Raw genomic sequence first — 26,998 nt, forward strand, 5'->3', positions numbered from 1 at the left:
GCTCGTGTGCTCGCTCGTGCTCGTGTTCTCGCTCATGGTCAGCTCACCACTCCGGTCATGACGGCGACGGGCACGGACACGAAGCCCGCGAAGAGGACGAGGGCGAGGGCGTTGGCCAGGAACTTCAGCGTCCTGTCCCGCCGGGCGTTGCCCGCGCCCAGGGTCTGGGCGGCGCTCCAGAAGCCGTGGCGGACGTGCAGTCCGAGGGCGGCCATCGCCACGAGGTAGATGGTGTTCCCGTACCAGGTGGAGAAGGTGGCGAGGACGTTCTCGTACGGATGCCCGGCCCAAGCCCGCTCGTTCACGGTCAGCGTCGTGAGGTCGAGCAGGTGCCAGACGATGAAGAGGGCGAGGATGATGCCGCCCCAGCGCATGGTGCGGGTGGCGTAGCTCGCGCGGCGGCGCTTGTGCGCGTACTTCACCGGGCGCGCCTTGATGTCGCGGCGGCTGAGCTGGTACGCGCAGACCCCGTGCGCGACGACGGCCGCGAGCAGGGCCACGCGGACGATCCACAGGGCCCACTCGTGGTGCAGGAAGGGCGAGCCGAGCGTGCGGAGCCAGTGCGCGTAGCCGTTGAACTCGTCCGCCCCGAAGAAGATCTTGAGGTTGCCGAGCATGTGCACGACGAGGTAGCCGAGCATGATCAGGCCGGAGACGGCCATCACGGACTTCTTGCCGACGGAGGAGTCCCAGAGCGTGCGCGTGGTGGACGGCCGTCGATCCGTCCGGGTTGCCAGAGCCATGACATTGACCGTAAGGACGAAGGTCCCGAAAGGTCCAAGACATGAAAGAGCTCAAGTCAATAGGATCAGCCTATGCAGGCGCTAGCCTGGGGCCATGCAGTTCCAGCAGCTGGTCTACTTCGTCGCCGTCGCCGAGACCCGGCACTTCACGCGCGCGGCCGAGCGCGAACACGTGGCCCAGCCTTCCCTGTCGCAGCAGATCAAGGCGCTGGAACGGGAGCTGGGCGCCGAGCTCTTCAGCCGGGCCCGCGGGAACATCACGCTCACCGACGCCGGCGAGACCCTGCTGCCGCTGGCCCGGCGGATCCTCGCGGACGCGGACACGGCCCGCCTGGAGGTGCAGGAGCTGGCGCAGCTCCGGCGCGGCCGGATCCGGCTGGGCGCCACCCCGAGCCTGTGCACCGGCCTGCTGCCCGGCGTGCTCCGCGCCTTCCACACCGCCCATCCGGGGATCGAGCTGCTGATCGAGGAGAGCGGTTCGCTGGACCTCGTACGGGAGCTCGCGCGCGGCTCCCTGGACCTCGCGCTGATCGCCCTGCCGCTGCCCCCGTCGGCGCCGGCGCTGACCACGGTGGAGCTGCTGACGGAGGACCTGGTGGTGGTCTCCTCCGCGGCTCTGCCGCCTCCGGCGGGCGGTGGTTCGCTCACGGTGTCCGCGCTGCGCGACGAGCCGATGGTGATGTTCCGGCACGGCTACGACCTGCGGGACCTGACGGTGGCGGCCTGCCGGGCGGAGGGCTTCGAGCCGGTGTTCACGGTGGAGGGCGGCGAGATGGACGCGGTACTCGGCTTCGTCCGCGCGGGGCTCGGCATCGCGGTGGTCCCGGCGATGGTGGTCGCCCACGCGGGCTCCGGCCTCCGCGCCACCCCGCTTGCGGGCTCCCCCCTGCGCCGCACGATCGCCCTGGCCCACCGCACGGACGTGGCACCCCCGCGCGCGGCCCGGGAGCTGAAGCGCATCCTGCTGGGCTGACCCGCCCCGGAACGCGCCGACCGGGGCGGTCGTGCCCACCGGAGCGGTCGGTGGCGGCGTTCAAGGGGTGGGGACCGCGTCCGACAGGGACAGGGTGTGGATGCGGTCGGCGGCGCCCGGGCGGGCGTAGTACCAGCCCTGGGCCGTATCGCAGCCGAGGGCTCGGAGCTGGGCGGCCTGGGCGCCCGTCTCCACGCCCTCGACCGTGACGGCGAGTTCGAGGCTGTGGGCCAAGGCGACGATGCCCTCCACGATCTTGACGTCGACCGGGTTGGCCGGGTGCTGCTGCATGCCCTTGGTGAAGGAGCGGTCCAGTTTCAGAACGCTGACGGGCAGGCGGCGCAGGTTGGCCAGGTTCGAGTAGCCGGTGCCGAAGTCGTCGAGGGCGATGTCCACGCCCAGGGCGGCGAGCCGGCGCAGTGGTTCGAGGAGTTCGTCGTCGGCGCCGATCAGGGCCGACTCGGTGACCTCCAGGCACAGCGTGCCCGGGGACAGGCCCGAGGACTCCAGGACCCGGATCGTGTCGGCGACCAGGCCGGGGTGGTGCAGCTGGGTCGGCGACAGGTTGACGTTGATCCGCAGGGTGGCGCCGCCCTGCTGGTGCTGCCAGGCACGGGCCTGGCGGACGGACTCCTCCAGGACCCAGCGGCCGAGCGGCACGATCAGGCCGGTGCGTTCGGCGAGCGGAATGAACCGGTCCGGGCCGAGCACCCCGTGCTGCGGGTGCGACCACCGCACCAGCGCCTCGGCGCCGTGCACGCTGCCGTCGTGCATGTGGACCAGCGGCTGGTACTCGATGAAGAACTCGCCGCGTTCCAACGCCGCCGGGAGGGCGTTGGTCAGGCCGTGCCGGGTGATGGCGCGCGCGTCCGCAGCGGCGTCGGCGAACTCGAAGCGGTTGCCGCCGGCCGCCTTGGCCCGGTACATGGTGATGTCGGCGCTGCGCAGCACCTCCGCGGGGGTGCGCTCGCGGGCCGGGCCCTCGACGATGCCGATGCTGCCCCGGACCGTCAGCTCACGGCCCTCCAGCCGGATCGGGACGGAGAGGGCGGAGAGGATCCGGACGGCGAGTTCGGTGGCCTTCTCCTCGGTGTCGGGGCCGGTGGTCAGCGCCACGAACTCGTCGCCGCCGAGCCGGGCGACCACCTCGCCCGGTCCGGTCGCACAGCTTTGCAGCCGGTCGGCGACCTCGACCAGCAGCCGGTCGCCGGCCGAGTGGCCGAGGCTGTCGTTGACCGCCTTGAAGCCGTCGAGATCGAGGTAGCACAGGCCGAAGCGGGAGCCGCCGGAGCCGCTCAGGGCCTTCTCCAGGCGTTCGAAGAAGAGGGTCCGGTTCGGCAGGCCGGTCAGGGCGTCGTGGGTGGCCTCGTAGCGCAGGCGCAGGTTCAGCAGCCGGCGCTCGGTGGTGTCCTCCATCAGGGCCAGCTGGTACTGCGGCACGCCCTCGGCGTCGCGCAGCAGCGAGACCGTCAGGTTGGTCCACAGCACGGTCCCGTCGTGCCGGTAGTACGGCTTCTCGACGCGGTAGCTGTCGCGTTCGCCGCGCACGAGCTCCCCGTACATCCGCCAGACGTGCGGGGTGTCGTCGGGGTGGCTCCACTCGCTGACGTTGCGGCCGCGGACGTGCCCGTCCATGCCGCCGAACATCTGGAGCAGCGCGTCGTTGATCTCCAGGACGTTGCCCTCCAGATCGGCGATGCCGATCCCGATGGCCGCGCCCTCGAAGACCGCCCGGAAGCGGGCCTCGCTGGCGTGCAGCGCCTGCTGGGCGTCGGCGCGGGCTGTCAGGGCGGAGCGGGCGATGGCTTCCTGCTCCTTGAGGGTGCGCTCGCGCAGGGCGCGGGCGAACCCGGCCGCGATGCCGTGCTGGAGCCGGGCGCAGCGCGACCGGTACTCCTCGGTTCCCCCGACGCTCTCGGCGTCGGGGCCCTGGGGGCCGCAGTAGAGCACCAGGTAGGACTCGACGACGCCGAGCGTCCCGGCCAGCGCCTCCGGGTCGGTGCAGTGGACCGCGACGAGTTCCTCCCCGACCCGCTGGCCGGCGGCGGAGTCGAAGGGGCGGGCGCGCAGGGCCTCGACGAGGGTGCGGGTGAGGGGGACGAGATGGCGTTCGAACTCGCTACGGGTGAGCGAGGTCGCGGTGACCGGGAAGATCGCCCTCCCCCAGATGGTCGCGAACCGCCCGATCCGGTCCTCCAGACCGCCCTGCGGCGCGGCCGGGTCCTCCGCCGTCTGCGTCGGCAGTCTCACGCCTTGCGTCCCACACCCGCGAAGCCCGAGAAGGCGTAGGGGTCTTCGTCCGCGGCCCCGCCCTCCGCCCCGCCGGTCGTGTCGGGCCGCCAGTCGGGCATCGACACCAGGCCGGGCTCGATCAGGCCGAAGCCGTCGAAGAAGCGCCGGATCTGCTCCCCGTCCCGCATGACGAGCGGGTTGCGGATCTCGCGGTAGACGCCGACGGTTCCGCTCGCGACCTCCTCCGAGAGCGGGATCCCCTCGTACGAGGCGTGCGTGAGGATCAGCAGGCTGCCCGGGGCCAGTGCGTCGCGCAGTTGGGCGACGGCGGCGTAGGGCTCGTCCGTGTCCTCCAGGAAGTGCAGGACGGCGACCAGCATCAGGGCGACCGGGCGGCTCAGGTCGAGCCCCTGGGCCACCTCGGGGGCGGCCAGGATGTCCTGGGGCTTGCGCAGGTCGGCTGCGACGACCCCGGTCCGCTCGGTGCCGGCCAGGACGGCCTGGCTGTGGGCGACGGCCACCGGGTCGTGGTCGACGTAGACCACGCGCGCCTCGGGGCTGGCGGCCTGGGCGATCTCGTGGACATTGCCGAAGGTCGGGATGCCGGAGCCGATGTCGAGGAACTGCGTCACGCCCTCGGCGACGGCGTACCGGACGGCACGGCGCATGAATGCCCGGTTGGCCTGCATGATCTTGGGCAGGCCCGGCATGAATTCCATGGCCCGACGGGCCGCCTGCCTGTCGACCTCGAAATTGTGCGAGCCGCCCAGGTAGTAATCGTAGATACGGGACACGCTCGGCACCGATATGTCGATGCCTGGCGGGGCCCAGGAGGGGCGCTCCATCGGGGTCTCCAAGCCTTGGTCCTGCGCGGTCCGGACGGATCGGACTCCTGTCCGAGCCGAATGTACTGATCATTGCCCAACGGAGCGAGCGAAAGCGGAAATTGGCGATCCGTTCTTCGTCACACGCCAAAGGCCGGACGGGCAACGCCCGGGGAATGATCGAAACCGACAAATACCTTTTGGGAAAAGGTCGGTGAACGATCGGACACGATGCGGATCTGGCTCAAACCTCCATAGCCAAAGCCTCACCCGTTCAGGCGAACCAAGGTCAACCGTCCCGCGCGCGAGCGCGCGCGACCCCATGATCCCCGGGTGAAAAGAGCCTCTTCCAGGCGCCTGCTGGCAGTCCCGGTCCTCCTGTGGGCGGCCCTGTCCGCAACACCGGCCATGGCCGATAGCAGCGCATACGCGACGATCGACGCCGGCGACGGGGCGAGCACCGTCAGGCCCGCCGTGTCCGCCTTGGGCAGCGCGACCGGGGGCACCCGAGGTGGCGGACGTCACGGCGACCAGGGCCGCCGGGGTGATCGCGGCGACCAGGGCAACCAGGTCGGCCGGGGCGATCGCGGCAACCAGGGCGGACCGGGCAACCACGGCAACCCCGGCCACGGTCACGGGGGTCACGGGCACGGCGGCCACGGCCATGGGCACGGCCCCGGCGGCCACCACGGGCATCCGCCCTGCCCGCCGCCGCCTCCCCCGCCATGCCCGCCCAAGCCCACCCCGCCCCCGCCCCCGCCACCCCCGAAGCCGATGCCCACCCCGAAACCGCCACCCCCTCCTCCGCCCCCGCCACCGCCCGCTCCGAAGCCGGTGCCGAAACCCCCCGAACCGGCCCCGCCCCCCGCGCGGCCGGCCCCCGCTCCCCCGGCCCCGAAACCGGCCCCCAAGCCGGTCCCGAAACCCGTCGCGGAGCCACCCGCGCCGCCGGCGCCCGCGCCGCCCCGGGCGATCCCCGCGGCCGCGCCCAAGAAGCCGGTCGCACGCCCCGCCTACCACGCGGCGGCCCGCAAGCCGGTCGAGCGCCACATCTCACCGGTGACCTTCACCTTGATGACCGTGGCCCCCGCGGTGCTCGCGATCGTCGCGCTGCGCCCGCGCTAGAGCCGCCGCATTTCCACCCCGTAATCGATTGGGAGTCATCTTGTCGGAATGGCTCGTCCTGTCCCTAGCGATGGCAGCCGCGTGTGCCGTGGTGCTGTCCATCGCCTTCTTCAACCAGCGCCGGATCGGCGAGGACGACGATCCCAGCGAAACACCGGACGTCATCGAGTACATGACGATGATGATCGGCGTGATCTACGCGATCGTGCTGGGCCTGGCGATCGCCGGCGTCTGGGAGGGCCGCGGGGCCGCCCAGGAGTACGTACGCCAGGAATCACAGGCCCTGCACGAGATCAGAGTCCGCTCCGAGGTCTACCCGGCCGAGGTCCGCAAGAAGATCAGGTCCGACGTGGACGCCTACGTGACCTACGTCGTCGACACCGAATGGAAGGAGATGGCCGAGAACGGCGAGCTGACGGACCGCAGCGGGGAGCTGCTGGAACGCATCCGCCGCGATGTGACGGACTACGAACCGCAGACCGACCACGAGGGCCAGGCGTACCAGCCGCTCGTGGACCAGGTCGCCCTGGTCGACGACGCGCGCAACGCTCGCGGCCTCGGCGCCGGGGCCACCATGCCCGGGGTGGTCTGGTTCGGCCTGATCGCCGGGGCCCTGGTGACGGTGGGGCTGATCTTCACCCTGCAGATCAGGCGCTCGTTCCGGGAACTGCTGCTGGCCGGGCTGTTCAGCGCGCTGATCGCGTTCTTGCTGTTCCTCATCTGGGACTTCGACGCACCCTTCGGCCGGGGCATCTCCGCCACCGCCGAACCGTTCCTCTCCCAGTTCCCGCATCTGGGCCTGGGCGACTGACACGGCGTCGCCCCTGCCGGGCCCGGCGACCCCGAGCCCGGCAACCCGGGCCCGGCGACCCGGGCCCGGTAAACCGGGGACGGTAGACCGGGCCCGGTAAACCGGGGACGGGCCTCCCGTCCCCGGTTCGGCCTACCGCCATGCCCCATTCGCCCGTTCCTGATCGCGGGTGACCGCGCGCGGACCTAGCGTGGCGGACATCGAGGCGCACGACCCCCCACGTGCGGAAACCGTTCCGCGGCTGCTCCTCGGGGATCCGGAGAATCCACCATGGGCGCGATACGCACCTCCCCCTCAGCCCTGTTGGGCGCCGCCGCGGCGGGCGCCCTCCTCCTCTTCGGCGCGGCGGCCGCGCCGGCCGCGCGTGCGGCCGAGGCCGCACCCATCACCTCCTTCGGTTTCGCCATCACCCCCTCGACGGTCGCCCCCGGCGGCCAGGTGGTGCTGTCCGTCACCGGCTGCAACGCCGCCTTCGCCACCGTCTCCTCCGGCGTCTTCGACACCGTGAGCATCGACCGGGGCAAGACCGCACGGGTCACCGTGGACCGGGACGCGCGGCGCGGAGCCCAGTACTCCGTCTCCTTCACCTGCGCGGGCGAGACCGGCTCGGCCGACCTCACGATCACCGGCGGCACCGGCAGGCCCACGACCAGTTCCACCGTCGGTACCCGTAGGACCGCGACCGCGAGCGCGAGCGCGGCCACCGGTACGCGTACGGGCACCAGCGCCGGCACGGGCACCGGCACCGGCACCAGCGCCGGTACGGGCGCTTCGAGCCGCGCCACCCTGGGCGTCCGCGGCGGCCTCGGCGGCAGTGTGGCCGGGCTCGATCCGCTGGAACTCGGCGCCGGCGCGGGGCTCGTCCTCGGCGGACTGGTCGGTCTCGGCTACGCGCTGCGCCGCCGCGACATCCGCCGCATCCACTGACCGCGCCGCACCATGGGCCCGTCTGCGCCGCCCGGCGCGATCCCCACGAGAACTCCGTCTCCCCAAACCGCCGGTCGCCCCGTGTCCTGGCCAGGACACGGGGCGACCGGCGGTTGTCCGGGCCGACCGGGGAGGTCGGCCGGTCAGGCCCGGCCGCGGATCGGGCGCCGGCGGCGGATCACGTGGGCGCCCGCACCGAGGGCCGCCGCGCCGACGAGGCTCGCGCCGATGGCGGTCTCGGTGGTGGACGGGCCGAGGGAGCCGCCGATGCCGCCCTGCGCGCCGCGGCCGTCCAGGATCGTGAAGCGGTGCGTGGCGACCAGGCTGTTGTCGTGGCACTTGACCGACAGCGTGTGGTGCCCGGGCGAGGCGTGGTTGAAGATCCGGACGGTCGCGAAGCCGATGGAGCCGGCCGACAGGTTCGTCTGCGGAAAGTTGCCGTGCGAGAAGACGATGCCGCCGTGGTGGCAACCGGCCGCGCTGACCTGCATCGTGGAGCCCTGGTGCACGGAGTACGGGTTGACGGTGACATTGCTGGGCCCGCCGTTTCCTCCCGAGGGCGGACCGCCCGCAGGGTTCGCGGAGGCGAACGGGGCACTGAGGGCGATGGCGGCGCAAGTGGCCGCCGCGGTCACGGTAAGAGCGCGGAGAACACGCATGGTGGAACCTCCAGCGGGAAGCGCCCCGGAGCGGTGGCCCGGGCAGATCGACGAGAACGCCTCCCATCACGAACCCTCGGTCCGGTCCGCAAGCAGCGCATTTCCGCCTTTGGGCCGCAAGGTTGAGCGACACGCCGATGCGCGGACGCGTTCGCTGACGGATCCGCAGGTCACGACCCGTCAGGCATTTATGTGACGATTACCTGGATGGGCGCACCCCTTCCGGCCCCACCACCCGTTCGCCCTTCCCCGATCGCCGTCCCGCACGCACCGCCTTAGCGTGCGTGAAGCAGGGCGTGAAGGGGTGGGACAGGAACGCGGGTCGGGACCCCCGCGTCGGGAAGGGAGAACCATGCTCGAGGACGAGAGTGAGAGGCCACCGAGGAGGCGCTCCCCCTGGGGTGCGATCGCGCTGGTCATGCTCACCGGCCTCGCCATGATGCGCAACGGAGCCGAGGCCGGTGACGGACCCCCGCAGCCGGCCGCCGCCGCGGCGGTGACCGCACCGGCCGGGACGGCGGTCGGGCCGCAGGCCCACCAGGCGCCCGGCGAGCCGCCCACACCGCCGCCGGACATGGAGGTGCTGGGCCACTCGTCGGTTCAGCGCGTCCGGATCCCGTCGATCAGCGTGGACGCGCCGGTGATGACGGTCGGGCTGGACGCGCAGGGCTGGATCGACGCGCCGCCCCCGCAGGACAAGAACCTGGCCGGCTGGTACCTCAACGGCATCTCGCCGGGCCAGCGGGGTTCGGCGGTGATCGTGGGCCACGTGGACAACGCGCAGGGCCCCGCGGTCTTCTACGGCCTGGGCTCGGTCCAGAAGGGCAGCCGCGTCGAGGTGGCGCGCTACGACGGCCGCACGGCCGTGTTCGAGGTGTACGGCGTGGAGGTCTTCTCCAAGAACACCTTCCCCGGATCCCGGGTCTACGGGGACACCGGACACCCGGAGCTCCGGGTGATCACCTGCGGCGGAGGCTACTCGAAGGGCCGCGGCTACGACGGCAACGTGGTCGTGTTCGCGCGGATGGTGGAGGCCCGCTGACCGGCCCGTGCGGCGGCGGACGACGGCGCCGCCGCGCGGGACACGGCCCCCTCCGGGGTACGGCCCCCTCCGGGGTACGGCCCTCAGCGCGGCGGCAGCTCCGGCAGCGTCATCCGGAACCCCCGCCCGAGCAGGTGCGGCAGGTAGCTCGCCAGCGCCTGCACGCTCTGCGAGCGGTTGCCGCCCGCGTCGTGGTTCAGCACGATCACCCCGGGTGCGGCCTGCTTGAGGACCCGCGACACGATCGTCGCGGTGCCCGGCTCCTTCCAGTCCAGGGTGTCCACGGTCCAGGCGAGCGGTTCCATGCCGAGCTCCGCGCCGATCTCGAAGGCGGCCCGGTTCCAGGCCCCGTAGGGCGCCCGGAACCACAGCGGAGCCGTGCCGACGGCCTGCTGGACGACCTCGCTCGTGCGGCCGATCTCGGAGGCCAGGGCCGGCCGGCTCAGCTTGGGGATCAGGGGATGGGTCCAGGTGTGGTTGCCGATGACGTGTCCCTCGGCCACCATCCTGCGCAGCAGGTCCTGGTTGTCCACCGCCATCTCCCCGCAGACGAAGAACATGGCCCGCACGCCGTGGCGCGCGAGGGTGTCCAGGATGGCCGGGGTGTAGCGGGGGTCGGGGCCGTCGTCGAAGGTGAGGGTCATGGCGCTCGCCGTGCTCGCGTCGGCGGGCAGTTCCAGGATCGGCCGGGTCCGTACGGCGGGCTTCGCCGCGGGCACGCGCTCCGGGGCCCCTTCGGAGGTCATCGGCTCGAGCCGGTACGGGGATCCGCGCGGGAACTGCGGCCGCGCGCCGGGGGCTCCGGTCAGGGGTCCGGGCCCTGCGGCTCCGCCGGGTACCGCCCCGGGTCCGGCGCCTGCCGCGGGGGCCCCCGCGCCCGATGTCGGCAGATCGGTTTCGCCGCCCGTCAGCAGGCCTGCGGCGGCGGCGACTCCGAGGAAGACGGCGGAACGCAGGAGCATGCGTCGCCCTACTGTCGGCTCGTCATTTTTCATTACTACTACGTATCAACGACATCGCCGCAGATGTCGAGAGGCGCGGACGCGCCCCCGCGCGCTCACCCGCCCGGAGTAGCCCCGCCGGTCAGCCGCGCCGTACCAGCGGGAACGGCAGCGTCTCCCGGATCGTCAGCCCCGTGAGGAACATGACGAGGCGGTCGACGCCGATGCCCAGCCCGCCGGTAGGCGGCATCGCGTACTCCAGCGCGTCCAGGAAGTCGTTGTCGAGCTCCATCGCCTCCGGATCCCCGCCGGCCGCCAGCAGCGACTGCGCGGTCAGCCGGCGCCGCTGCTCGACGGGGTCGGTCAGCTCCGAGTAGGCGGTGCCCAGTTCGGTGCCGAAGGCCACCAGGTCCCAGCGCTCCGCGAGCCTGGGGTCCTTGCGGTGCTGCCGGGTGAGCGGGGAGACGTCGGTCGGGAAGTCCTTGTAGAAGGTGGGCAGCTTGGTCCGCTCCTCCACCAGCCGCTCGTACATCTCCAGGACCACGTCGCCCCGGGTGTCGTCGGGCGTGTGCGGCACGGCCGCCCGGTCGCAATGCCTTCTCAGGACGGCCTCCTCGGTGTCGGCGTCGACCTCCTCGCCCAGGGCCTCGCTGATCGCCCCGTACATCGTCTTGACCGGCCAGGGCCCGGAGATGTCGTGGACGACGAGCTTCCCGTCCGGTCCGGCCTTGTGCGCGATCGGCGAGCCGAAGGCGGCCGTGGCGGCGCTCTGGATCAGCTCGCGGGTCAGGTCGAGCATCACGTCGTAGTCGGCGAAGGCCTGGTAGGCCTCCAGCATCGTGAACTCGGGGTTGTGCTTGTAGGAGACGCCCTCGTTGCGGAAGGTGCGGCCCATCTCGAAGACCTTCTCCATACCGCCCACGCACAGCCGCTTCAGGTACAGCTCGGGCGCGATGCGCAGGTACAGGTCGAGGTCGTAGGCGTTGATGTGGGTGCGGAACGGCCGGGCGTTGGCCCCGCCGTGGATCTGCTGGAGCATCGGGGTCTCGACCTCCAGGTAGCCCCGGTCCAGCAGCCCCTGCCGCAGGGCCTGGACGGCGCTGGAGCGGGCCCGTACGACGTCGCGCGCGTCGGGGCTGGCGACCAGGTCCAGGTAGCGCTGGCGGACCTTGGCCTCCGGGTCGGCGAGGCCCTTGCGCTTGTCGGGCAGCGGGCGCAGGCACTTGCCGGTGAGCTGCCAGGAGCCGACGACCACGGACAGTTCGCCGGCCTTGCTGGAGCCGACCTCGCCGCTCGCGACGACGTGGTCGCCGAAGTCCACCTGGGAGGTGAAGGCGTCGAGCACGGCGGGGCCCGCCTCGTCCCGGGTGAACATCAGCTGGATGTCGCCCGACCAGTCCCGCAGGACCGCGAACACCACGCCGCCGAGGTCGCGTACGACCATCACCCGTCCGGCGACGGTGACCGGCGAGCCGGTGCGGGCGCCGGGCGGGTAGCCGGGGTGCGCGGCCTTGAGCTCGGCGACGGTGTGGGTGCGCTGCGGGATGCCGACGGGGTACGGGTCGGTGCCGGCGGCCCGGATCCGCTCCAGCTTGTCGTGGCGGACCCGGACCTGTTCGGGCATCCGCCCGGCCCGCGCGGCCTCGGTGTCCTGCTCCCCTACGGATTCCAGCCCGAGGGATTCGATGGGCGGCAGGCCCGCGGTGGTGGCGGGGGCGGTGAGCCCGCGCGGGTGACCGTTGCCCCAGAGGGTGCGCATGCTGGGCACGGAGACGAACCCCTCGGCGATGCCGGAGGCGAGGCTGACCCGGGCGAGCGAGCCGGCGTCCTGGAAGCAGAGGAACCGCGGGTACCACTCGGGGCCGTACTTGACGTTCGAGCGGTACAGCGCCTCCAGCTGCCACCAGCGGGAGAAGAAGAGCAGCAGCTTGCGCCACACCTTCAGGACGGGACCGGCGCCGATCCGGCCGCCCTCTTCGAAGGCCGAGCGGAAGACGGCGAAGTTGAGGGAGATGCGGCGCACGCCCAGGCCCGGGGCCGCCGCGCAGAGCTCGGCGACCATGAACTCCATGACCCCGTTGGGGGCGGCCCGGTCGCGGCGCATCAGGTCGAGGGAGATCCCGTCCTTGCCCCAGGGCACGAAGGAGAGCAGGGCGATCAGCTCGCCCTTGTCGTCGAAGGCCTCCACGAGCAGGCAGTCCCCGTCGGCGGAGTCCCCGAGCCGGTCCAGGGCCATGGAGAAGCCGCGTTCGGTCTCGGTGTCGCGCCACTTGTCGGCGCGGTCCACGATCATCTGCATCTCGTCCTCGGAGAGGGCGGAGTGGCGGCGGATGACGGTGCTCGCTCCGGTGCGCTTGACGCGGTTGACGGCCTGGCGGGTGACGCGCATGTCGCGGCCGTCGAGGTCGAAGTGGGCGACGTGCAGGATGGCCTCGTCACCGAGCTGCAGGGCGCCGAGCCCGGAGCGGGCGTACGCGGTCGCCCCGTCCTCGGAGGCGCCCATGACGGCGGGCTGCCAGCCGTAGCGCCGGGCGACGGCGAGCCAGGCGTCGATGGCGGGGGTCCACGCGGCCGGGTCGCCGACGGGGTCGCCGCTGCCGAGGCAGACGCCGGCCTCGACCCGGTAGGTGACGGCGGCCTTGCCGTTCGGGGCGAACACGACGGCCTTGTCGCGCCGGGTGGCGAAGTAGCCGAGGGAGTCGCCCCGCCCGTAGGCGCCCAGCAGGGCCCGGATGCGGGGCTCCTCGTCCCCGTGCAGGGCGGCGGTCAGCCGCTGGGAGCGGAAGAGGGTGGCGGCGGCGTTCAGCAGGGCGAGGGCGCCGAAGAGGCCGAGCAGGAAGTACAGGGGCCTGGCCGGGTGGCCGTCGAACTGCCGGGCCGAGAACAGCCCGCCGAACACCTGCTTGGCGGACCAGTCCAGCCACTGCCCCTTGGGCAGGGTTCCCGGGAACAGCGCGACCAGGCCCCAGCCGAGGAAGACGGCCGCGAGGAGACCGAGGCCGAGCACGAGCATGGCCCGCCACAGGGCCCCCGGCCGGGAGGCGGCGTTGAACTCCTTGCGCGCGGCGATCAGGATCGCGAGGGCGGCCACCGCGAGGGCCATGGAGGAGAAGCCCACCCCGTAGTCCTCGGTGGCGATGGTCAGCACGTCGACCAGGACCAGCAGGGCCAAATAGGTGACGACGATCCACCAGGCGATCTTCTTGCGCATGCCGAGTGCCGCGGCGAGGAGGAAGAGGAAGACGGCGTAGGCGAGGTTGGCGCTGACCGGTACGACGATGGCGTCGAGGAAGCGCACGACGGGCCGCAGCAGGCGGCGCAGCGTCGGGGAGAGGGCCAGCAGGGCGCAGAACAGCCCGAGCGTTCCGAAGAACGCTCCGAAGGCGTCGGGCACCCGGTTCAGGAAGCGGCTGCGGCTGCCGCGCGTCCCGCGCGTCTCCTCCACGGTGGCACTCATGGTTCGCACTGTAAGGAGGGCCGCTCCCCTTCGCGCGGTGAGCCGACCCGGCCCGATCCGAAGCGCACGCCTTAACCTCGGAAGGGTGACGGAGCACGTGGGTACGGGATTCGAGCGCGGTACGGACGGCCCGAAGGTGATCCTCGCCGGGGTGGACGGTTCGCAGTCCTCGCTCCGCGCGGCCGCCTACGCGGCGGGGCTGGCGCGGCGGCAGAACGCGCTGCTGGCGCTGGTGTACGTCCAGCCGGTGATGCCGGCCGGGGCCTCGCTGGGGGCTCCGGTGTCGGAGGCCACCGAGGAGATCGCGCAGGGGCTGGTGGCCGAGATCCGGGAGTCCGCGGAGCGGCTGAAGGGCGTCTACGACGTCCGCTGGCAGTTCCACACCTTCCGCGGGGACGCGTACGCCGGGCTGGTGAGCGCGGCGGAGGAGCTGATGGCGGACGCGGTGGTGGTCGGGGCCTCGGAGCAGGCCGGGCACCGGATCGTGGGTTCGGTGGCGATCCGCCTGGTGAAGGCGGGGCGCTGGCCGGTCACCGTGGTTCCCTAAGCGGTTCGCCCTTGCAACCTGACGCCTGTAGACGGCGGACGCGGGCGTGGCTTATCTTCGTGCGATTCGGGCTGCCCGTCAGGCGGCCCGTTTCCATGTCACACGTCGCACATGTTCCCGTGGGGGGTACTTCGTCATGTCCTTGAGCGCACCCGGTCCGTCGCCTGCCGCACACGTCCTGCGTTCCCCGCAGGGGTTGGCCACGGCCGTGACCGCGCTGTTGTCCGTGGGGGCCGCCGTCGATCTCTTCACGTCCGGGGTGAGCCTGTACACCTGGAACCTGATGAGGGACTTCGTCGGCGCGCCGACGCCCGCCGACCCCGGCGACCCCGCCCGTTCCGAAGACCTCGGCTTCGCCGACTCCCTCGCCGGCGGTGCCGCTCTCGTGCGGGGACCGCTCTACCTGGCCACTGCCGTGGTCTTCGTCATCTGGTTCCACCGGGTCCGCTGCAACGGCCAGGTGTTCCGGCCGGACGGTTTCAGCCAGTCCGCCGGCTGGGCCATCGGCGGCTGGTTCGTCCCGCTCGCGAACTTCTTCCTCCCGTACCGGACGGCGCGGGAGACCTGGAACGCCAGCACCCAGTACGCGGCCGACGGCTCCTACCGCCAGGTCTCGGGCGCCCCGGTGGTCGCCTGGTGGGTGGTGTTCGCCGCCAGCTGGGCGCTGGCCTGGGTCGCCTCGTGGAAGTACCGGACGGCCGAGACGACCGCGGCGGCCGGCGGCGCCGACCTCTTCAGCGCCGTCGCGGACCTGACCGGCGTCGTGGCCGCCGTGCTGGCCGTCGCCTTCGTGCGCAAACTCACCGCGATGCAGCACGTGAAGGCCACCCAGGGACCGAACGCCGCGGCCTGAGGTTCCGGCGGCCCTACTTCGTCGCGGTCAGCCCGTCCTTGGCCGCGCCGCGGCCGAGGACGGCCTCGGTGATCTCGTCGCGGGCGTCCTCGTAGTCCTCGCGGCCGGGCGACTCGGCGAGCGCGGCCGGGAGGTTGACGACACGGCCCGCGCGGAGGTCCATCATCTGCGGGACGAACTCGGCCTTGGTGACCTGCCAGCGCTGCCCGGGGGCGGCCGGCGGGGCGAAGGTGAAGCGGCCGATGGAACCGTAATTGCCGCGCATGTCGCGGGCGCCGGTGTAGTTGAACATCTCGCCGGCGACCTGGTCGCCCATCCCGTAGACGATCCAGGTCCCGTTGACCTTCTCGTACGCCTGCGGGATGTGGGCGTGCGTACCGAGGATCATGTCCACGTCGGGGCGGCCGCCGGTCTGCGAGGCGGTGAGCGCCTTGCCGAGCGCGAGCTGCTTCTCGTCCGGTTCGGTCTGCCATTCCGTGCCCCAGTGGAGACTGACGAGGACCACGTCGGCGCCCGCCTTCCGGGCCGCGCGGGAGTCCGCGATGATCTTCTCCTGCTCCATCAGGTTGACCGCCCAGGGCTGGCCCTCGGGCAGCGGGTAGCCGTTGGTGTCGTAGGTGTACGCGAGGTGCGCGACCTTCGCGGAGCCCGCCGCGTACATCGTCACGGTGCCCGCCTCGGCCGCCGTGCGGGCGGAGCCCGCGTGCTTCAGACCGACCTTGTCGAACCGGTCGAGGGTGCGCTTCAGACCGGCGCCGCCGCCGTCGAGGGTGTGGTTCGAGGCCGTGGAACAGCCGTCGTACCCGGCGTCCTTGAGGCCGTCGGCGACCTCGGGCGGGGACTGGAAGGCGGGGTAGCCGGTGAACGGGCCGCCGTCCGGCCCGTAGATGGTCTCCATGTGGCAGAGGGCCAGGTCGGCGCCCGAGACGATCGGCTTGACCGCGGAGAACATCGGCCGGAAGTCGTGGCCGTCACCGTCCGCGTAGGAGGCCGCCCGCCGGATGACCGACTCGTGGGGCAGCACGTCGCCGCTCGCGACGAGGGTGAAGCCCTTCACTGCGGGGGCGGTGGTCGATCCGGGAGCACCGGAGGGTGCCTGGGCGGACGGGGAACCGGCGAGGCGGGCCGGTGCGGGGTCCCCGCCGGCCGAGCAGCCGGCTACGGCCGACAGCACCACGGCGGTCAGGAGTGCGAGGGCGTGGCGGGTGCGCGCGGTCATCTGTCCCGGCTCTCCTTGACTGGATCTATTTGTGCGACTACCTGATCTTCCGTCAATCCATAGAAAGAGACGCCTGAAGTCAAGAAACGGCTCCGCCGCCCGGCCGCACACTCACTCCAATGGCCGTTCGGCGCGCCGTTCGACCGTTCACCGCCCCGCGCGGCCGCCCACCGGATGACCCGGGTGCTTGGGCGCACCGTCCGGGCGGGACGGTTCCGGGCGGGCCCGGTGCAGGTCAGGGTGGATCCGTCGACCTCGACCACCCCCGCACCGACCCCCGGAAGGAGCCTCCCGTGCCCCTTGCCCCCACCCTGCGACACACCGACCCCGAGGCGCTGGCCGAACTCCAGCACGAACACGGACGGGCCCTGTTCGGTTTCCTGCTGGGCCTCACGGCCGGGGACGCGCAGCGCGCGGAAGACCTCGTACAGGAGACCCTCCTGCGCCTCTGGCAGCATCCGGAGGTCCTGGGGAGCGACTACGAGTCCCTGCGGCCCTGGCTGTTCACGGTGGCCCGGCGGCTCGCCATCGACGCCCGCCGGGCACGCCTGTCCAGGCCACTCGAGGTGGACCCGGAGGGGCTCGACCAGGCACCGGCGCCGGGTGACGCGGTGGCGGGCTCGGTGACCGCCATCGACGTACGGCGGGCGGTGGGATCACTGGGGCCGGAGCACCGGGACGTACTGGTGCAGGTCTACTTCCAGGACCGCTCGGTGGCCGAGGCCGCGGCAGAGCTCGGCATTCCGGCGGGGACGGTCAAGTCCCGTACGTACTATGCTCTGCGCGCTCTGCGCAAGGGCCTCCAGGGCTACGGGTACGGACTCGGCGCCTGAAGCCGGGGGCCCGGCGGGGGCCGGTGCCGGGCGTCAGGCAAACGCGTCAAAGAATGGCTTGAACACCCGCGAACCGGACACGAACCGCATCGAAACCGGCACCGGACCGTTCAAGTTGAGTAAACATCCCCCGCTCCGCGAGCTTCGCAAGGAAGGCTCGGCGCTGACGGCGGGAAGACTCGACGCGTGCGGGAGAAGGTGGAACGGTGCGGCCCGAGGGTACGAACGGCACCAGTGACGGTGGGCTCGCGGTGCCCATGGCATGGCTCTACGCGGAGTACATCGCCGACGAACTGCTGCGCACGGGCCGGTTGATCCCGGTCAGCACCCTGGAGTTCCGCGCCGGACGCGACACGCTCGCGCTGACCATCTACCTCTCGGACGCCGCCGGCGAACTCTCCGGGATCAGGGTCGTCTCGCAGCTCGACGAGTGGATGTCGCTGACGGCGTACGGGCACCCCTGGCGCGACTGGGTCCACACCCGGTTCCTCGCGCTGGGCGAGGAGGCCCGCGAGCGCGGCCGGGGCGAGGACCCCGACCTGGAGCTGGCCCGGGCGGCCTGGCGCTGGCTGGACCACACGGAGCTGTTCGCCACCAACCTCGACCCGGGACGCCACGGCCACGCCGACACCCCTCCGGGACTCGACGAGAACGCCCGGGTGTGGACCCCTGCCTGGCAACTCGGGCTCCCGCTCGGGCACTTGGCGATGCACCTGTTCTGAGCGCGATTACGCCGCCGCGGCCCGGCCCGCTACTCCGGCCGACGCGGCCCCGGCGGCCCCGGCGGCTCCGTCGGGTCGGTGACCAGGCCGGTGAAGTCTGCCTCGTTGCGCTCGGCCCGGACCACGTACGCGCGGGCGACCCACCACAGCACCGGGTACACCAGGACCCCGAGCAGGACCCAGACCAGCGGGCCCGACGCGACCCGCGGGAGCAGGAACAGCAGGGGCAGCAGGCCCACCAGGAGGACGAGCGCGGCCAGGGCGCCGAGTCCGGCGCGGAGCTGGCTGCGCATGAGGGCCCGTACGTAGGTGGCGCCGAGGGTGGTCTGCTCGGAGATCTCGGAGCGGGCCGGCGTGTGCGCGGGGGGCCTGCGGCGGCTGCCGCGCGGGACCCCGGTGACGACCTCCCGCCGGGGCGGCTGCGCCTGATGCTCCTCGGCCATGGGCCGGAGTCTAACCGGAGCCGGGCCGCCCGGAACCCTCCCGGGAAGGCCCTGGAAAGGGCCCGGAAAGGGCCCTGGGCCTACTTCAGCAGCTTCGACAGCCGCCGGTCGGCGAGCGGCTTCCCCCCGGTCTGGCACGTGGCGCAGTACTGGAGCGAGGAGTCGGCGAAGGAGACCGAGCGGACGGTGTCCCCGCACACCGGGCAGGGCTCGCCCGCGCGGCCGTGGACCCGCATCCCGCTCTTCTTCTCGGCCTTGAGCCGTCCGGCGGCCACCCCGTGCGCCCGCTCGACGGCCGTGCGCAGGGTCTTCTCGACGGCCGCGTACAGCTGGTCCACCTGCGTCTCGTCGAAGGAGGCGGCCAGTTTGAAGGGCGAGACCTTGGCGTGGTGGAGGATTTCGTCGCTGTAGGCGTTGCCGATGCCCGCGATGACGCTCTGGTCGCGCAACACGCCCTTGATCTGCCGCCGTTCCCCGGCGAGCAGCGCGCCGAAGGCCTCTCGGCCGAAACCCTCGGCGAGCGGGTCCGGGCCCAGCCGGGCGATGCCGGGGACCTCCTGCGGATCGCGGACCACGTACACGGCGAGCCGCTTCTGGGTCCCGGCCTCGGTGAGGTCGAACCCGCCGCCGCCCTCCAGGACGAGGCGCAGGGCGAGCGGCCCCTTGCCGGGGCGCGGCGGCCGGTCCGGAACGGTGTCGATCCAGCGCAGCCAGCCGGCGCGGGCGAGGTGGGTGACGAGGTGCAGTTCGCCGATCCGCAGGGCGAGGAACTTGCCGTACCGGGCGGTGACCCCGGCCCGCTGCCCTTCGAGCGCGGTCAGGGGCGGGTCGTACGTCTTGAGCACGCTCACGGCGAGCGGGAGGACGCGCTCGACCACCCGCCCGGCGAGGTGCTCGTCGAGGAACTCCCTCAGGGCCTCGACTTCGGGCAGCTCGGGCATTCCCCCAGCCTGCCGTGGCCCCGGGCGAAGCGCGAGCCGGGGAGCGGGGGGCGCCCCTTACAGGAGACGACGTACAGGACGCCTACAGGGGCCACGGTTCACGGCATCGTGAACTCGCACCATACGCACTTGCCGCTGCCCCGCGATTCCACGCCCCAGACGTCCGCCAGCCGGTCCACCAGCATCAGCCCGCGTCCCGAGACGCCGGAGTCGCCCGCCTCCCTGCGCCGGGGCAGGGCGCTGGAGCGGTCCTCGACCTCCACGCGGAGTCTGCGTTCGGGGCCGGCCAGGACGCGCAGGGTCACGATCGCCGGGCCGTCGGTGTGCATGAGGGCGTTGACGATGAGCTCGTCGGCGATCAGCTCGATCTCGTCCGCCCGGTCCCGGGCTCCCCACGCCCGGACCGCCGCGCCGATCATGTGGCGGGCCGACACGAGGGCTTCCGGATCGCCGGGGGCCACGTGCTGCTGGAGCCGTCCGCCGGCCTGCTGGACCTCCTCGGCGTCGCGGCGGAGCAGCAGCAGCGCCATGTCGTCGTCGCCGCCCCGGTCGTCCACGACCTCGCACAGCCGGTCCGCGAGCACGGCCAGGTCGGCCGGTCCGGTGCGGACGAGGGAGGCGAGGAGCCGGACGCCGTCGTCGAGGTCGGCTCCGGGCTGTTCCACGAGGCCGTCCGTGCACAGCAGAAGCGTTTCCCCGGGCCCGAGTTCGACCGTCGTCACCGGGTACTCCAGCAGCCCGAACTCCGCCGACAGCCCCAGCGGCATCCCGCCCTCCAGGGCGAGGCGTTCGCAGTCCCCCTCGCGGGTGCGCAGCAACGGGTCGATGTGGCCGGCCCGGACCAGTTGGAGCACGCCGGTCGAGAGGTCGGCCTCGGCGTACGTGCAGGTGGCGAAGCGGTCGGTGTCCAGCTCGTGCAGGAAGACGGAGGCCCGGGCCATGACGGTGGCGGGCGAGTGCCCTTCGGCGGCGTAGGCGCGCAGCACGATCCGCAGCTGGCCCATGACCGCCGCCGCGTGGGTGTCGTGGCCCTGGACGTCGCCGATGACCGCGCCGACCCGGCCGCCGGGCAGCGGGATGACGTCGTACCAGTCGCCTCCGATGTCCTGGCCCATCTTGGCCGAGCGGTACCGTACGGCGATCTCGGCGCCCGGCACCGAGGGGATCCGGCGCGGCAGCATCGCCTGCTGGAGCCCCTCCGCCAGATCGTGCTCCTGCTCCAGCAGCATCGCCCGCTGGAGGCTCTGCGCGATGCTGCTGCCGAGCGCGACGAGCAGGTTCCGCTCCTCCTGGGTGAAGCCGTCCTTGTCCCGGTAGAGCAGGCCGATCGCGCCGATCGGGCGGGCCTGGGCGATCAGCGGCAGGTAGGCGGCCGCCGAGATGTGCATGGACGAGATCTTCGCCCAGAGCCCGGGGTAGCCGGCGGCGAACTCCGCCGCGGAGTCCAGGAAGCGCGGCTGGAGCGAGCGCACCACCTCGCTCATCGGGTACTGCTCGTCGATGCGGGTGTAGCGGGTGCCGGGGACGAAGCTGCCCGCGGGGCCCTCGGCGACGAGGTGGATCCGGCCGGCTTCGACCAGTCCCATCACCATGCCCATGGATCCGAGCCGTTCCAGGCCGTGGGCGTCGCCGAGCGCGTCGATGACGTCCTGGACGGTACGGGCGTGCGCGAGCGCGGCGGTGGTGCTCTCCACCACGGACGTCTGGCGGCGCCGCTCCTCGTCCAGCCCGAGGCGTTCCGCCGAATGACTGAGCTCCTCGGTGGCGTCGCGGACGATGCCGATGATCCGGTACGGGCGGCCGTCCGGGCCGCGCATGACCCGTCCCTGGGTGTGCGTCCAGCGCAGTGCGCCGTCGTGGCAGCGGATGCGGAAGTAGGCGCCGTAGCTGTCGACCCCGCTCTTGAGGGCCGAGGAGACCAGTGCGTCGAGCCGGGCACCCTCGGCGGGCGGGACGCGCGGCGAGAGGGAGCCGGGCCGGCCGTCGTACTCCTCGGGGGTGGTGTCGAAGACGTCGAGGGCGGCCGAGTCCATGTGCATGAGACCGGTGACCAGGTCCCAGTCGAAACTGCCCATGCGGTTCAGCGAGAGCGACCGGTCCGGGTGTGCGGGCCAGTCCTCCGGCAGCGATACGGCGGTCGGCACCGGTCCACCATGACACACGGGCCGGTCAGGCGCTCTCCAGGTACTGGCCGTCGTACGGGGCCGAAGGCTGCTGCTCGGGGACGGAGTAGGGGTCGGCATACGGGTCGGCGTAGGGGTCCGCGTACGGATCGGCGTACGGGTCGCTCGGCTGCGGCGACGCCCCCTCGGGGCCCACCAGGGTCCCCGGGTCGCTCGGGGTCTGGCCGGGCAGGTCGGAGGGGATGTCGGTGGGTACGTCCGAGGGCTGGTCGGTGGCGGGCGGCGGGGCCGTCTGCGGGCCCGAGGGGATGCCGGACGAGGGCTGGTCGGGGGTGACGGGGGTGTTCGGCGTGTTCGGGGTGTTCGGGGCCGTCTGCGGGGAGCTCGGCGGGCAGTCGGCCGCGTTCGGGGCGGGGCTGCGGCCGGGGCTCGGCGGGCCGGTGGGGGGCTCGGTGCGGGCGAGGCTGTTGCTCTCAGGGGTCCGGCACGGGTCGGCCGGCGCGGTGCCGGGCGGGGTCGCGGGCCCGGCGGGGATGCCGTCGGCCGGGTCGTACGGGGGCGGCGTCTGCGGGGCGCGGTCCTGGGCTCCGTCGTCGCCGGCCGTGCGCTCGATCCAGGTGTTGTCGGCGATGTTGACGATGACCAGGTTGTTGATCACCTGCATGGTCGGCTCGATGACCACGACCTGGGTGGGCTGGTAGCCGCTCCAGGGCTCCCCCTTGAGCACCGGCGCGCCGGGGGCGGCGCGCGGCGAGGCCAGCGGGTTTCCGCAGGCGCAGCGGACGCGGGGCATTCCGTGGTCGTCCACGAGGACGGCGGTGCCGGCCTGAAGGACGGACTGGAAGGCGCCCGGCTTGCCGCCGACGAAGCCGTGGTTGGTCACCCGGGTGTCGGCGCGCAGCACGACAGGGGTGAGGCCGCGCAGGAAGTCGGGGATCTGCTGCTGCTCCAGCTGGGAGGCCTCGGCGAAGGCGCGGGCCTTGGCGTCGTCGGCGGTCAGGGACTGGACCTGTGCCTCCACGTCGCAGCTGCCGAGCCGCTGGGTTCCGCCGTACAGGCCGGGGGTGGCCGCGTTGACGGTACGGATGCCCTGGCCGGTCGCGTTGGGCAGCGGGGGCTGGACGGGGGCCGATTCGCCGGTGGCGGAGGAGGTGGTGAAGGGGTCCGGGCCGGCCGAGGCCACGGGCTGGAGGTGGACGTCCTGGCTCTCGGCGGCGGGGCCCTTGGTCCGTCCCTCTTCGCCGGAGGCCCCGCAGGCCGCGGCGAGGAGTCCGAGGACGGTGAAGAGGGCCGCTCGGCCCGGTGCGTGACGACGCGGCGCCTGACGAGGTGTCGGTGCGTACACGTTGCATCTCCCTTTTCGCCCCGGTTGCTCCCTCTTGTCTGCCGCATGTCCGGGGTGGCCGCAACCGGAGATCCACGCACCGAGCCCTCTCTTGAACATGTTCAAGAGAGGGTCTAGGCTCACGCTCGTGAGTTGAACGCGTTCAATGCGTTCGTTCCTGGGAGGGGGATCCTCGGTGACCGTGCTCGTGAATCTGATCGTCACCCTGGGCATGCTGTACGTCGTCCCGGCCGGCCTGCGCCTGATCGATCCGCTCCGGTTCGGCCGGACGGCCCGGCTGTGGCCGCTGTTCGCAGCCCCCGGAGCGGTCTGCCTGTGGCTGCCCCGGGGAGCCCCGGCCACGGCCCTCGCCGTTCTCTACGCGACGGCCACGCTGGCCCTCGCGGTACGGGCCGTGGCGCCGGCCGCACGGGCCTTGGTTCCTTCGGTGCGGGCTTTGGTTCCATCGGCGCGGGCCTTGGTTCCGCCGGTGCGGGCCTTGGTTCCGCCCGCGCGGGCCGTGGTTCCGCCGGTGCGGAATCCGACCCGTGCGGGCACGCCCGGGCGGGCTCTCGGACCCGCCGAGGTGGCCGTGCTCACCGCACTGGTGGCGCCCTCGGTGGCCGGGACCGCCCTGGTCGCCGAACGCGCCGGATACCGGCTCTTCGGCTTCGGCCTCGACATCCTGGCCCTGACCGTGCCGCACTTCCACTTCGCAGGTTTCGCCGCGGCCCTGGTCGCCGGGCTGGTGTGCCGGGCCTCCAGCGCCGGAGCCCTCGCGCGCTGGGCGGCGTACAGCGTGCCGGCCGGGACGGCGCTCGTGCTGCTCGGCTACTTCATCGACGACTGGGCCGAGCTGGTGGGCGCGGTGACGCTGACCGGCGGCATGTGGGCGGTAGCCCTGCTGACCTGGCGGGACGTCCGCCCCGGGGCCGCCGTGCGCGACCGGCTCACCGGCACGCTGCTCGCGGTCTCGGCGGCCGTTCTGGTGGCCACCATGCTGCTCGCCCTGTGGTGGGCGCTCGGCGAGGCCACCGGGATCCCGCATCCCACCCTGACCTGGATGGCCGCGACCCACGGCCTCGGCAACGCCCTCGGCTTCGGCCTCTGCTCGCTGCTGGCCTGGCGCCGCCTGGCCGCCCGCCCACCCCGGCCGCCCGCGGGGGCCGCCCCGCCCCGACCCGCCGCCCTGCCCGACCGAACGGAGATCCCGGCATGACCCGCCTCATCAGCGAAGGCCGCAGCACCTTCAACTACCCCGACCGGGGCGCGACCGCCCGGCGCCCGCTGCCCGCCGGGTACAACTTCACCCACCACCGCACCCGGATCGGGTCCGGGCAGGCCGCCTTCGACGCCGCCGGGGCCGCCGTCACCACCTTCCGCGCGCACCGCGCCTCGGGCATGCTCGTCACGGCCGGAGCCTTCCCCGTCCGGCCCGGCGACCGGGTCGTGGTCGGGATCGGGATCGGCCCGGTGCGGATCGACGCCCCGTGCGAGGTCATCTGGACCGCGTACGAGCCCCGGCGGACCGGTTTCGCGTACGGGACGCTCACCGGGCATCCCGAGCGCGGCGAGGAATCCTTCGTGGTGGACATGGAGCCGGACGGCTCGGTGTGGTTCGAGGTGACCGCCTTCAGCCGCCCGGCGAGCTGGTACACCCGCCTCGCGGGCCCGGCCGTCCCCTTCCTCCAGCAGGCCTACGCCCGCCACCTCGGGCGGTACGTGCGGCGGCTCGCCGCGGGCGCCCGGCCCGCTCCGGCCCGATACTGGAGGGGATGGACTGGTTCACGGCGCCCGGATACTGGCTGGGACGGCTGATCTTCCAGCGGGCCCTGGCCGGCGTCTACCTCGTCGCCTTCGCCGGAGCCGCCCTGCAGTTCCGGGCACTGATCGGGGCGCACGGCATGCTGCCCGTGCCGCGCTACCTGCGGTACGTGCCCTTCCGGCGCGCCCCGAGCCTGTTCCACCTGCACTACTCCGACCGGTTCTTCGCCGTCTGCGCCTGGACCGGGGCGGCCCTGGCCGCGGCGCTCGCCGCGGGGGCCGGCGACGCGGTGCCACTGGGCGCGGCGATGGCGATGTGGGCGCTGCTGTGGCTGCTGTACCTGTCGATCGTGAACGTGGGGCAGACCTGGTACTCCTTCGGCTGGGAGTCGCTGCTGCTGGAGGTCGGCTTCCTGGCCGTGTTCCTGGGCAACGCGCGGGCCGGGCCGCCGGTGCTGGTGCTGTGGCTGCTGCGCTGGGTGGTCTTCCGGGTGGAGTTCGGCGCGGGGCTCATCAAGATGCGGGGCGATCCCTGCTGGCGCCGGCTCACCTGCCTGTACTTCCATCACGAGACGCAGCCGATGCCCGGTCCGCTGAGCTGGTTCTTCCACCATCTGCCGAAGCCGCTGCACCGGGTGGAGTGCGCCGCCAACCACGTGACCCAACTGGTCGTGCCCGTCCTGCTGTTCACCCCGCAGCCGGTGGCCTCGTACGCCGCGGGCATCATCGTGGCGACCCAGCTGTGGCTGGTGGTGTCGGGGAACTTCGCCTGGCTGAACTGGATCACGATCACGGCGGCCCTGCCGGCCTTCGACTTCAGCGCGCTCGCGGGGGACCCGCCGCCGGCCGCCTCCCGGCAGGGGCCGCTCTGGTACGTGGTGCTGGTGTGCGCGATGACCGCGCTGGTGCTCGTGCTGAGCCGGCATCCGGTGGTCAACATGATCTCGCGCGGCCAGGTCATGAACCGGTCCTTCGACCCCCTCCACCTGGTCAACACCTACGGGGCGTTCGGCACGGTGGGCCGGATCCGCGAGGAGGTGGTGGTGGAGGGCACCGCGGAGCGGCGGCCCCGGGAGGACGGCGCGTGGCGGGAGTACGGCTTCAAGGGCAAGCCGGGTGACGTGCGCCGGATCCCGCGCCAGTTCGCCCCGTACCACCTGCGCCTCGACTGGCTCATGTGGTTCGCGGCGCTCTCCCCCGGCTACGCCCGCGACTGGTTCGGGCCGTTCGTGGAGCGGCTGCTCGCGGGCGACCGGGACACCCTGAAGCTGCTCCGGCACAACCCCTTCCCGGACGCGCCGCCGCTCTACGTCCGGGCGCGGCTGTACCGCTACCGGTTCACGACCTGGCGGGAGCTCCGCGAGACCGGGGCGTGGTGGCACCGCACGCTGGTGCGCGAGTACCTGCCGCCGACCCGGCTCGCGGAGGCGTCCTGGTCGGAGCCCCGGTCGGATCCCCGGCCGAAGCCCCGGTCAGAGCCCGAGTAGCGCCGCCTCCCGCTCGGCCGATATGCCCTTCTGCGGCCGGTCGGTCCGGTGCGGGGCGACTCCGCCGAGCGCCCGGAGCCAGGTCCAGGTGTCGGCGACGGTCTCCTCCACGGGGCGGCAGACGAGGCCGGCCGCCAGGGCCTTGGTGACGTCCCCGCCGAACATGTACTCGTGCAGCTCGCCCTCGGGAAGGTAGATGGGCAGCTCGGTCCAGGGCTCGATGCCGGCCTTCTCGATCGCCGCCGAGTCGGTCCAGCGCGGTTCGAACTCGGCGCCGGTGGCGGAGGCGCAGGCTTCCAGGAGGCTGCCCATGGTGGCGTGGCCGGCCGGGGAGACCAGGTTGTAGGCGCCGCCGAGCCCGGCCGCTCCCGCGTCGAGGGTCCAGCGCGCCAGGTCGCGCACGTCGATGTACTGCAGTTGCAGATCGGCGTGCCCGGGGGCGATGAAGGGGCCGCCGCGGGCGACGCGATTCAGCCACCAGGGCAGCCGGCCGACGTTCTCGTACGGTCCGATGATCAGCCCGGCGCGCACCAGCAGGGCGCGGTCGCCGAAGGCGTCCAGGGCGGCGAGTTCGCCGCCACGCTTGTCCTCGGCGTAGGCGGTGGCGTCCGCGTCGGGCGAGCCCTCGACCACCGGGCCGTCCTCGTCCAGACCGGCGGGTGCGGGGTAGGCGTACACCGAGCGGCTGGAGATGTACACGTACTGGCCGACCCGGCCGTGCAGCAGACGGGCGCTGTCGCGGACGGCGGTGGGGGCGCCGCTCCAGGTGTCGACGACGAGGTCCCACTCCCCCTCGGCTAGGGCGTCCAGGCCGCCGGGCGCGGTGCGGTCCCCGTGCAGGGCCGTGGTCCCCGGCGGGGGTGCGTGGTGCCCGCGGTGGAAGACGGTGACGTCCCAACCGCGGCTCAGGGCGTCTTCGGTGATCGCGCGCCCTACGAATTCGGTTCCACCCAGCATCAGCAGCTTCATACAGGTCAGCCTGCCCGGGACCGGGGGTGCGCGGAACCC

At 72.8% G+C, this 26,998-nt stretch carries 24 protein-coding genes; 12 read left to right on the plus strand and 12 right to left on the minus strand.

Translation table 11 applies throughout. The features are described 5' to 3' along the window. Window positions 1–38: 38 nt before the first annotated feature. A complete protein-coding gene (locus tag MTF69_RS38595; protein WP_243341341.1) occupies window positions 39–743 on the minus strand; it encodes a succinate dehydrogenase cytochrome b subunit in 705 nt (234 codons plus the stop codon). Window positions 744–837: 94 nt separating this feature from the next. On the opposite strand from MTF69_RS38595, the gene MTF69_RS38600 reads away from it, so the two are divergent. Continuing rightward, window positions 838–1,716 (plus strand): LysR family transcriptional regulator, encoded by an 879-nt coding sequence (locus MTF69_RS38600; protein ID WP_243341343.1) that lies wholly within the window; start codon window positions 838–840, stop codon window positions 1,714–1,716. Between the two features lie 60 nt (window positions 1,717–1,776). On the opposite strand, the gene MTF69_RS38605 is transcribed toward MTF69_RS38600, so the two are convergent. Both MTF69_RS38605 and MTF69_RS38610 read right to left on the minus strand, forming a co-directional pair. Further along, on the minus strand, window positions 1,777–3,966 hold the full coding sequence (locus MTF69_RS38605) for an EAL domain-containing protein (RefSeq protein ID WP_243341344.1): 2,190 nt from the start codon (window positions 3,964–3,966) through the stop codon (window positions 1,777–1,779). Continuing rightward, the gene (locus MTF69_RS38610; protein ID WP_243341346.1) at window positions 3,963–4,793 is read right to left on the minus strand and encodes an SAM-dependent methyltransferase; all 831 of its coding nucleotides are present in this window, start codon (window positions 4,791–4,793) and stop codon (window positions 3,963–3,965) included. The genes MTF69_RS38605 and MTF69_RS38610 overlap by 4 nt, the downstream gene beginning before the upstream one ends. 813 nt (window positions 4,794–5,606) lie before the next feature. Between MTF69_RS38610 and MTF69_RS38615 the strand changes: the two genes are divergently transcribed. The 3 genes from MTF69_RS38615 (at window position 5,607) to MTF69_RS38625 (ending at window position 7,635) form a co-directional block, all read left to right on the plus strand. Beyond that, window positions 5,607–5,897, plus strand: coding sequence for a hypothetical protein (locus MTF69_RS38615; protein WP_243341348.1), 291 nt, complete (start codon window positions 5,607–5,609; stop codon window positions 5,895–5,897). 40 nt (window positions 5,898–5,937) lie between these two features. Next, window positions 5,938–6,708 (plus strand): DUF4239 domain-containing protein, encoded by a 771-nt coding sequence (locus MTF69_RS38620; protein WP_243341349.1) that lies wholly within the window; start codon window positions 5,938–5,940, stop codon window positions 6,706–6,708. A 270-nt stretch (window positions 6,709–6,978) separates the two neighbouring features. After that, window positions 6,979–7,635, plus strand: a complete 657-nt coding sequence (locus MTF69_RS38625) for a hypothetical protein (protein WP_243341351.1) — start codon at window positions 6,979–6,981, stop codon at window positions 7,633–7,635. A 143-nt stretch (window positions 7,636–7,778) separates the two neighbouring features. Here MTF69_RS38625 and MTF69_RS38630 read toward each other — a convergent pair whose 3' ends face one another. Beyond that, window positions 7,779–8,294 (minus strand): hypothetical protein, encoded by a 516-nt coding sequence (locus MTF69_RS38630; protein ID WP_243341353.1) that lies wholly within the window; start codon window positions 8,292–8,294, stop codon window positions 7,779–7,781. A 352-nt stretch (window positions 8,295–8,646) separates the two neighbouring features. Here MTF69_RS38630 and MTF69_RS38635 point away from each other — a divergent pair, with 352 nt between their 5' ends. Next, window positions 8,647–9,336, plus strand: a complete 690-nt coding sequence (locus tag MTF69_RS38635; RefSeq protein WP_243341355.1) for a class F sortase — start codon at window positions 8,647–8,649, stop codon at window positions 9,334–9,336. An 83-nt stretch (window positions 9,337–9,419) separates the two neighbouring features. On the opposite strand, the gene MTF69_RS38640 is transcribed toward MTF69_RS38635, so the two are convergent. After that, on the minus strand, window positions 9,420–10,298 hold the full coding sequence (locus tag MTF69_RS38640) for a polysaccharide deacetylase family protein (RefSeq protein WP_374325330.1): 879 nt from the start codon (window positions 10,296–10,298) through the stop codon (window positions 9,420–9,422). A gap of 121 nt (window positions 10,299–10,419) precedes the next feature. After that, window positions 10,420–13,734, minus strand: a complete 3,315-nt coding sequence (lysX, locus tag MTF69_RS38645) for a bifunctional lysylphosphatidylglycerol synthetase/lysine--tRNA ligase LysX (protein WP_243341357.1) — start codon at window positions 13,732–13,734, stop codon at window positions 10,420–10,422. Between the two features lie 85 nt (window positions 13,735–13,819). Here lysX and MTF69_RS38650 point away from each other — a divergent pair, with 85 nt between their 5' ends. Continuing rightward, entirely contained in the window at window positions 13,820–14,281 is a 462-nt protein-coding gene (locus MTF69_RS38650; protein ID WP_243341358.1) for a universal stress protein, read from the plus strand. Between the two features lie 208 nt (window positions 14,282–14,489). Beyond that, window positions 14,490–15,134 (plus strand): DUF4328 domain-containing protein, encoded by a 645-nt coding sequence (locus MTF69_RS38655; protein WP_243341359.1) that lies wholly within the window; start codon window positions 14,490–14,492, stop codon window positions 15,132–15,134. A gap of 13 nt (window positions 15,135–15,147) precedes the next feature. On the opposite strand, the gene MTF69_RS38660 is transcribed toward MTF69_RS38655, so the two are convergent. Then, the gene (locus tag MTF69_RS38660; protein WP_243341362.1) at window positions 15,148–16,353 is read right to left on the minus strand and encodes a CapA family protein; all 1,206 of its coding nucleotides are present in this window, start codon (window positions 16,351–16,353) and stop codon (window positions 15,148–15,150) included. Between the two features lie 293 nt (window positions 16,354–16,646). On the opposite strand from MTF69_RS38660, the gene MTF69_RS38665 reads away from it, so the two are divergent. Further along, complete coding sequence (locus MTF69_RS38665) at window positions 16,647–17,186, plus strand: sigma-70 family RNA polymerase sigma factor (protein ID WP_243341364.1); 540 nt, start codon at window positions 16,647–16,649, stop codon at window positions 17,184–17,186. Window positions 17,187–17,443: 257 nt separating this feature from the next. Then, a complete protein-coding gene (locus tag MTF69_RS38670) occupies window positions 17,444–17,908 on the plus strand; it encodes a hypothetical protein (RefSeq protein WP_243341408.1) in 465 nt (154 codons plus the stop codon). Window positions 17,909–17,937: 29 nt separating this feature from the next. Here MTF69_RS38670 and MTF69_RS38675 read toward each other — a convergent pair whose 3' ends face one another. From MTF69_RS38675 to MTF69_RS38690, 4 genes are all read right to left on the minus strand, one after another. After that, window positions 17,938–18,351 (minus strand): hypothetical protein, encoded by a 414-nt coding sequence (locus MTF69_RS38675; RefSeq protein ID WP_243341366.1) that lies wholly within the window; start codon window positions 18,349–18,351, stop codon window positions 17,938–17,940. 80 nt (window positions 18,352–18,431) lie between these two features. Further along, window positions 18,432–19,292: an Fpg/Nei family DNA glycosylase gene (locus tag MTF69_RS38680; protein ID WP_243341368.1), complete on the minus strand. Its 861-nt coding sequence runs from the start codon at window positions 19,290–19,292 to the stop codon at window positions 18,432–18,434. Window positions 19,293–19,390: 98 nt separating this feature from the next. Further along, window positions 19,391–21,454, minus strand: a complete 2,064-nt coding sequence (locus MTF69_RS38685) for a SpoIIE family protein phosphatase (protein WP_243341370.1) — start codon at window positions 21,452–21,454, stop codon at window positions 19,391–19,393. 7 nt (window positions 21,455–21,461) lie between these two features. After that, window positions 21,462–22,760, minus strand: a complete 1,299-nt coding sequence (locus MTF69_RS38690) for a DUF6777 domain-containing protein (RefSeq protein WP_243341372.1) — start codon at window positions 22,758–22,760, stop codon at window positions 21,462–21,464. A 175-nt stretch (window positions 22,761–22,935) separates the two neighbouring features. Here MTF69_RS38690 and MTF69_RS38695 point away from each other — a divergent pair, with 175 nt between their 5' ends. Genes MTF69_RS38695 through MTF69_RS38705 form a run of 3 tightly spaced genes read left to right on the plus strand, consistent with a single transcriptional unit; the run spans window position 22,936 to window position 25,990 of the window. Continuing rightward, window positions 22,936–23,958 (plus strand): YndJ family protein, encoded by a 1,023-nt coding sequence (locus MTF69_RS38695; protein ID WP_243341374.1) that lies wholly within the window; start codon window positions 22,936–22,938, stop codon window positions 23,956–23,958. Further along, window positions 23,955–24,557 carry a DUF1990 family protein gene (locus tag MTF69_RS38700; protein ID WP_243341376.1) on the plus strand — a complete coding sequence of 201 codons (603 nt, stop codon included), beginning with the start codon at window positions 23,955–23,957 and terminating at the stop codon, window positions 24,555–24,557. The genes MTF69_RS38695 and MTF69_RS38700 overlap by 4 nt, the downstream gene beginning before the upstream one ends. Further along, window positions 24,515–25,990 carry a lipase maturation factor family protein gene (locus MTF69_RS38705; RefSeq protein WP_243341377.1) on the plus strand — a complete coding sequence of 492 codons (1,476 nt, stop codon included), beginning with the start codon at window positions 24,515–24,517 and terminating at the stop codon, window positions 25,988–25,990. Before MTF69_RS38700 ends, MTF69_RS38705 begins: the two co-directional genes overlap by 43 nt. Here the strand turns inward: MTF69_RS38705 and MTF69_RS38710 are convergent. Next, window positions 25,976–26,959 (minus strand): NAD-dependent epimerase/dehydratase family protein, encoded by a 984-nt coding sequence (locus tag MTF69_RS38710; RefSeq protein WP_243341378.1) that lies wholly within the window; start codon window positions 26,957–26,959, stop codon window positions 25,976–25,978. The genes MTF69_RS38705 and MTF69_RS38710 overlap by 15 nt on opposite strands. Window positions 26,960–26,998 lie beyond the last annotated feature (39 nt).

Source organism: Streptomyces sp. AP-93, assembly GCF_022808175.1.
Lineage (GTDB): Bacteria > Actinomycetota > Actinomycetes > Streptomycetales > Streptomycetaceae > Streptomyces.

Bases quoted from the DNA above. Each gene is read 5' to 3' on its own strand.
- MTF69_RS38595 (WP_243341341.1), bottom strand. From the start codon at position 743: ATGGCTCTGGCAACCCGGACGGATCGACGGCCGTCCACCACGCGCACG.
- MTF69_RS38600 (WP_243341343.1), top strand. From the start codon at position 838: ATGCAGTTCCAGCAGCTGGTCTACTTCGTCGCCGTCGCCGAGACCCGG.
- MTF69_RS38610 (WP_243341346.1), bottom strand. From the start codon at position 4,793: ATGGAGCGCCCCTCCTGGGCCCCGCCAGGCATCGACATATCGGTGCCG.
- MTF69_RS38625 (WP_243341351.1), top strand. From the start codon at position 6,979: ATGGGCGCGATACGCACCTCCCCCTCAGCCCTGTTGGGCGCCGCCGCG.
- MTF69_RS38630 (WP_243341353.1), bottom strand. From the start codon at position 8,294: ATGCGTGTTCTCCGCGCTCTTACCGTGACCGCGGCGGCCACTTGCGCC.
- MTF69_RS38635 (WP_243341355.1), top strand. From the start codon at position 8,647: ATGCTCGAGGACGAGAGTGAGAGGCCACCGAGGAGGCGCTCCCCCTGG.
- MTF69_RS38640 (WP_374325330.1), bottom strand. From the start codon at position 10,298: ATGCTCCTGCGTTCCGCCGTCTTCCTCGGAGTCGCCGCCGCCGCAGGC.
- lysX (WP_243341357.1), bottom strand. From the start codon at position 13,734: ATGAGTGCCACCGTGGAGGAGACGCGCGGGACGCGCGGCAGCCGCAGC.
- MTF69_RS38660 (WP_243341362.1), bottom strand. From the start codon at position 16,353: ATGACCGCGCGCACCCGCCACGCCCTCGCACTCCTGACCGCCGTGGTG.
- MTF69_RS38670 (WP_243341408.1), top strand. From the start codon at position 17,444: ATGGCATGGCTCTACGCGGAGTACATCGCCGACGAACTGCTGCGCACG.
- MTF69_RS38675 (WP_243341366.1), bottom strand. From the start codon at position 18,351: ATGGCCGAGGAGCATCAGGCGCAGCCGCCCCGGCGGGAGGTCGTCACC.
- MTF69_RS38680 (WP_243341368.1), bottom strand. From the start codon at position 19,292: ATGCCCGAGCTGCCCGAAGTCGAGGCCCTGAGGGAGTTCCTCGACGAG.
- MTF69_RS38700 (WP_243341376.1), top strand. From the start codon at position 23,955: ATGACCCGCCTCATCAGCGAAGGCCGCAGCACCTTCAACTACCCCGAC.
- MTF69_RS38705 (WP_243341377.1), top strand. From the start codon at position 24,515: ATGGACTGGTTCACGGCGCCCGGATACTGGCTGGGACGGCTGATCTTC.
- MTF69_RS38710 (WP_243341378.1), bottom strand. From the start codon at position 26,959: ATGAAGCTGCTGATGCTGGGTGGAACCGAATTCGTAGGGCGCGCGATC.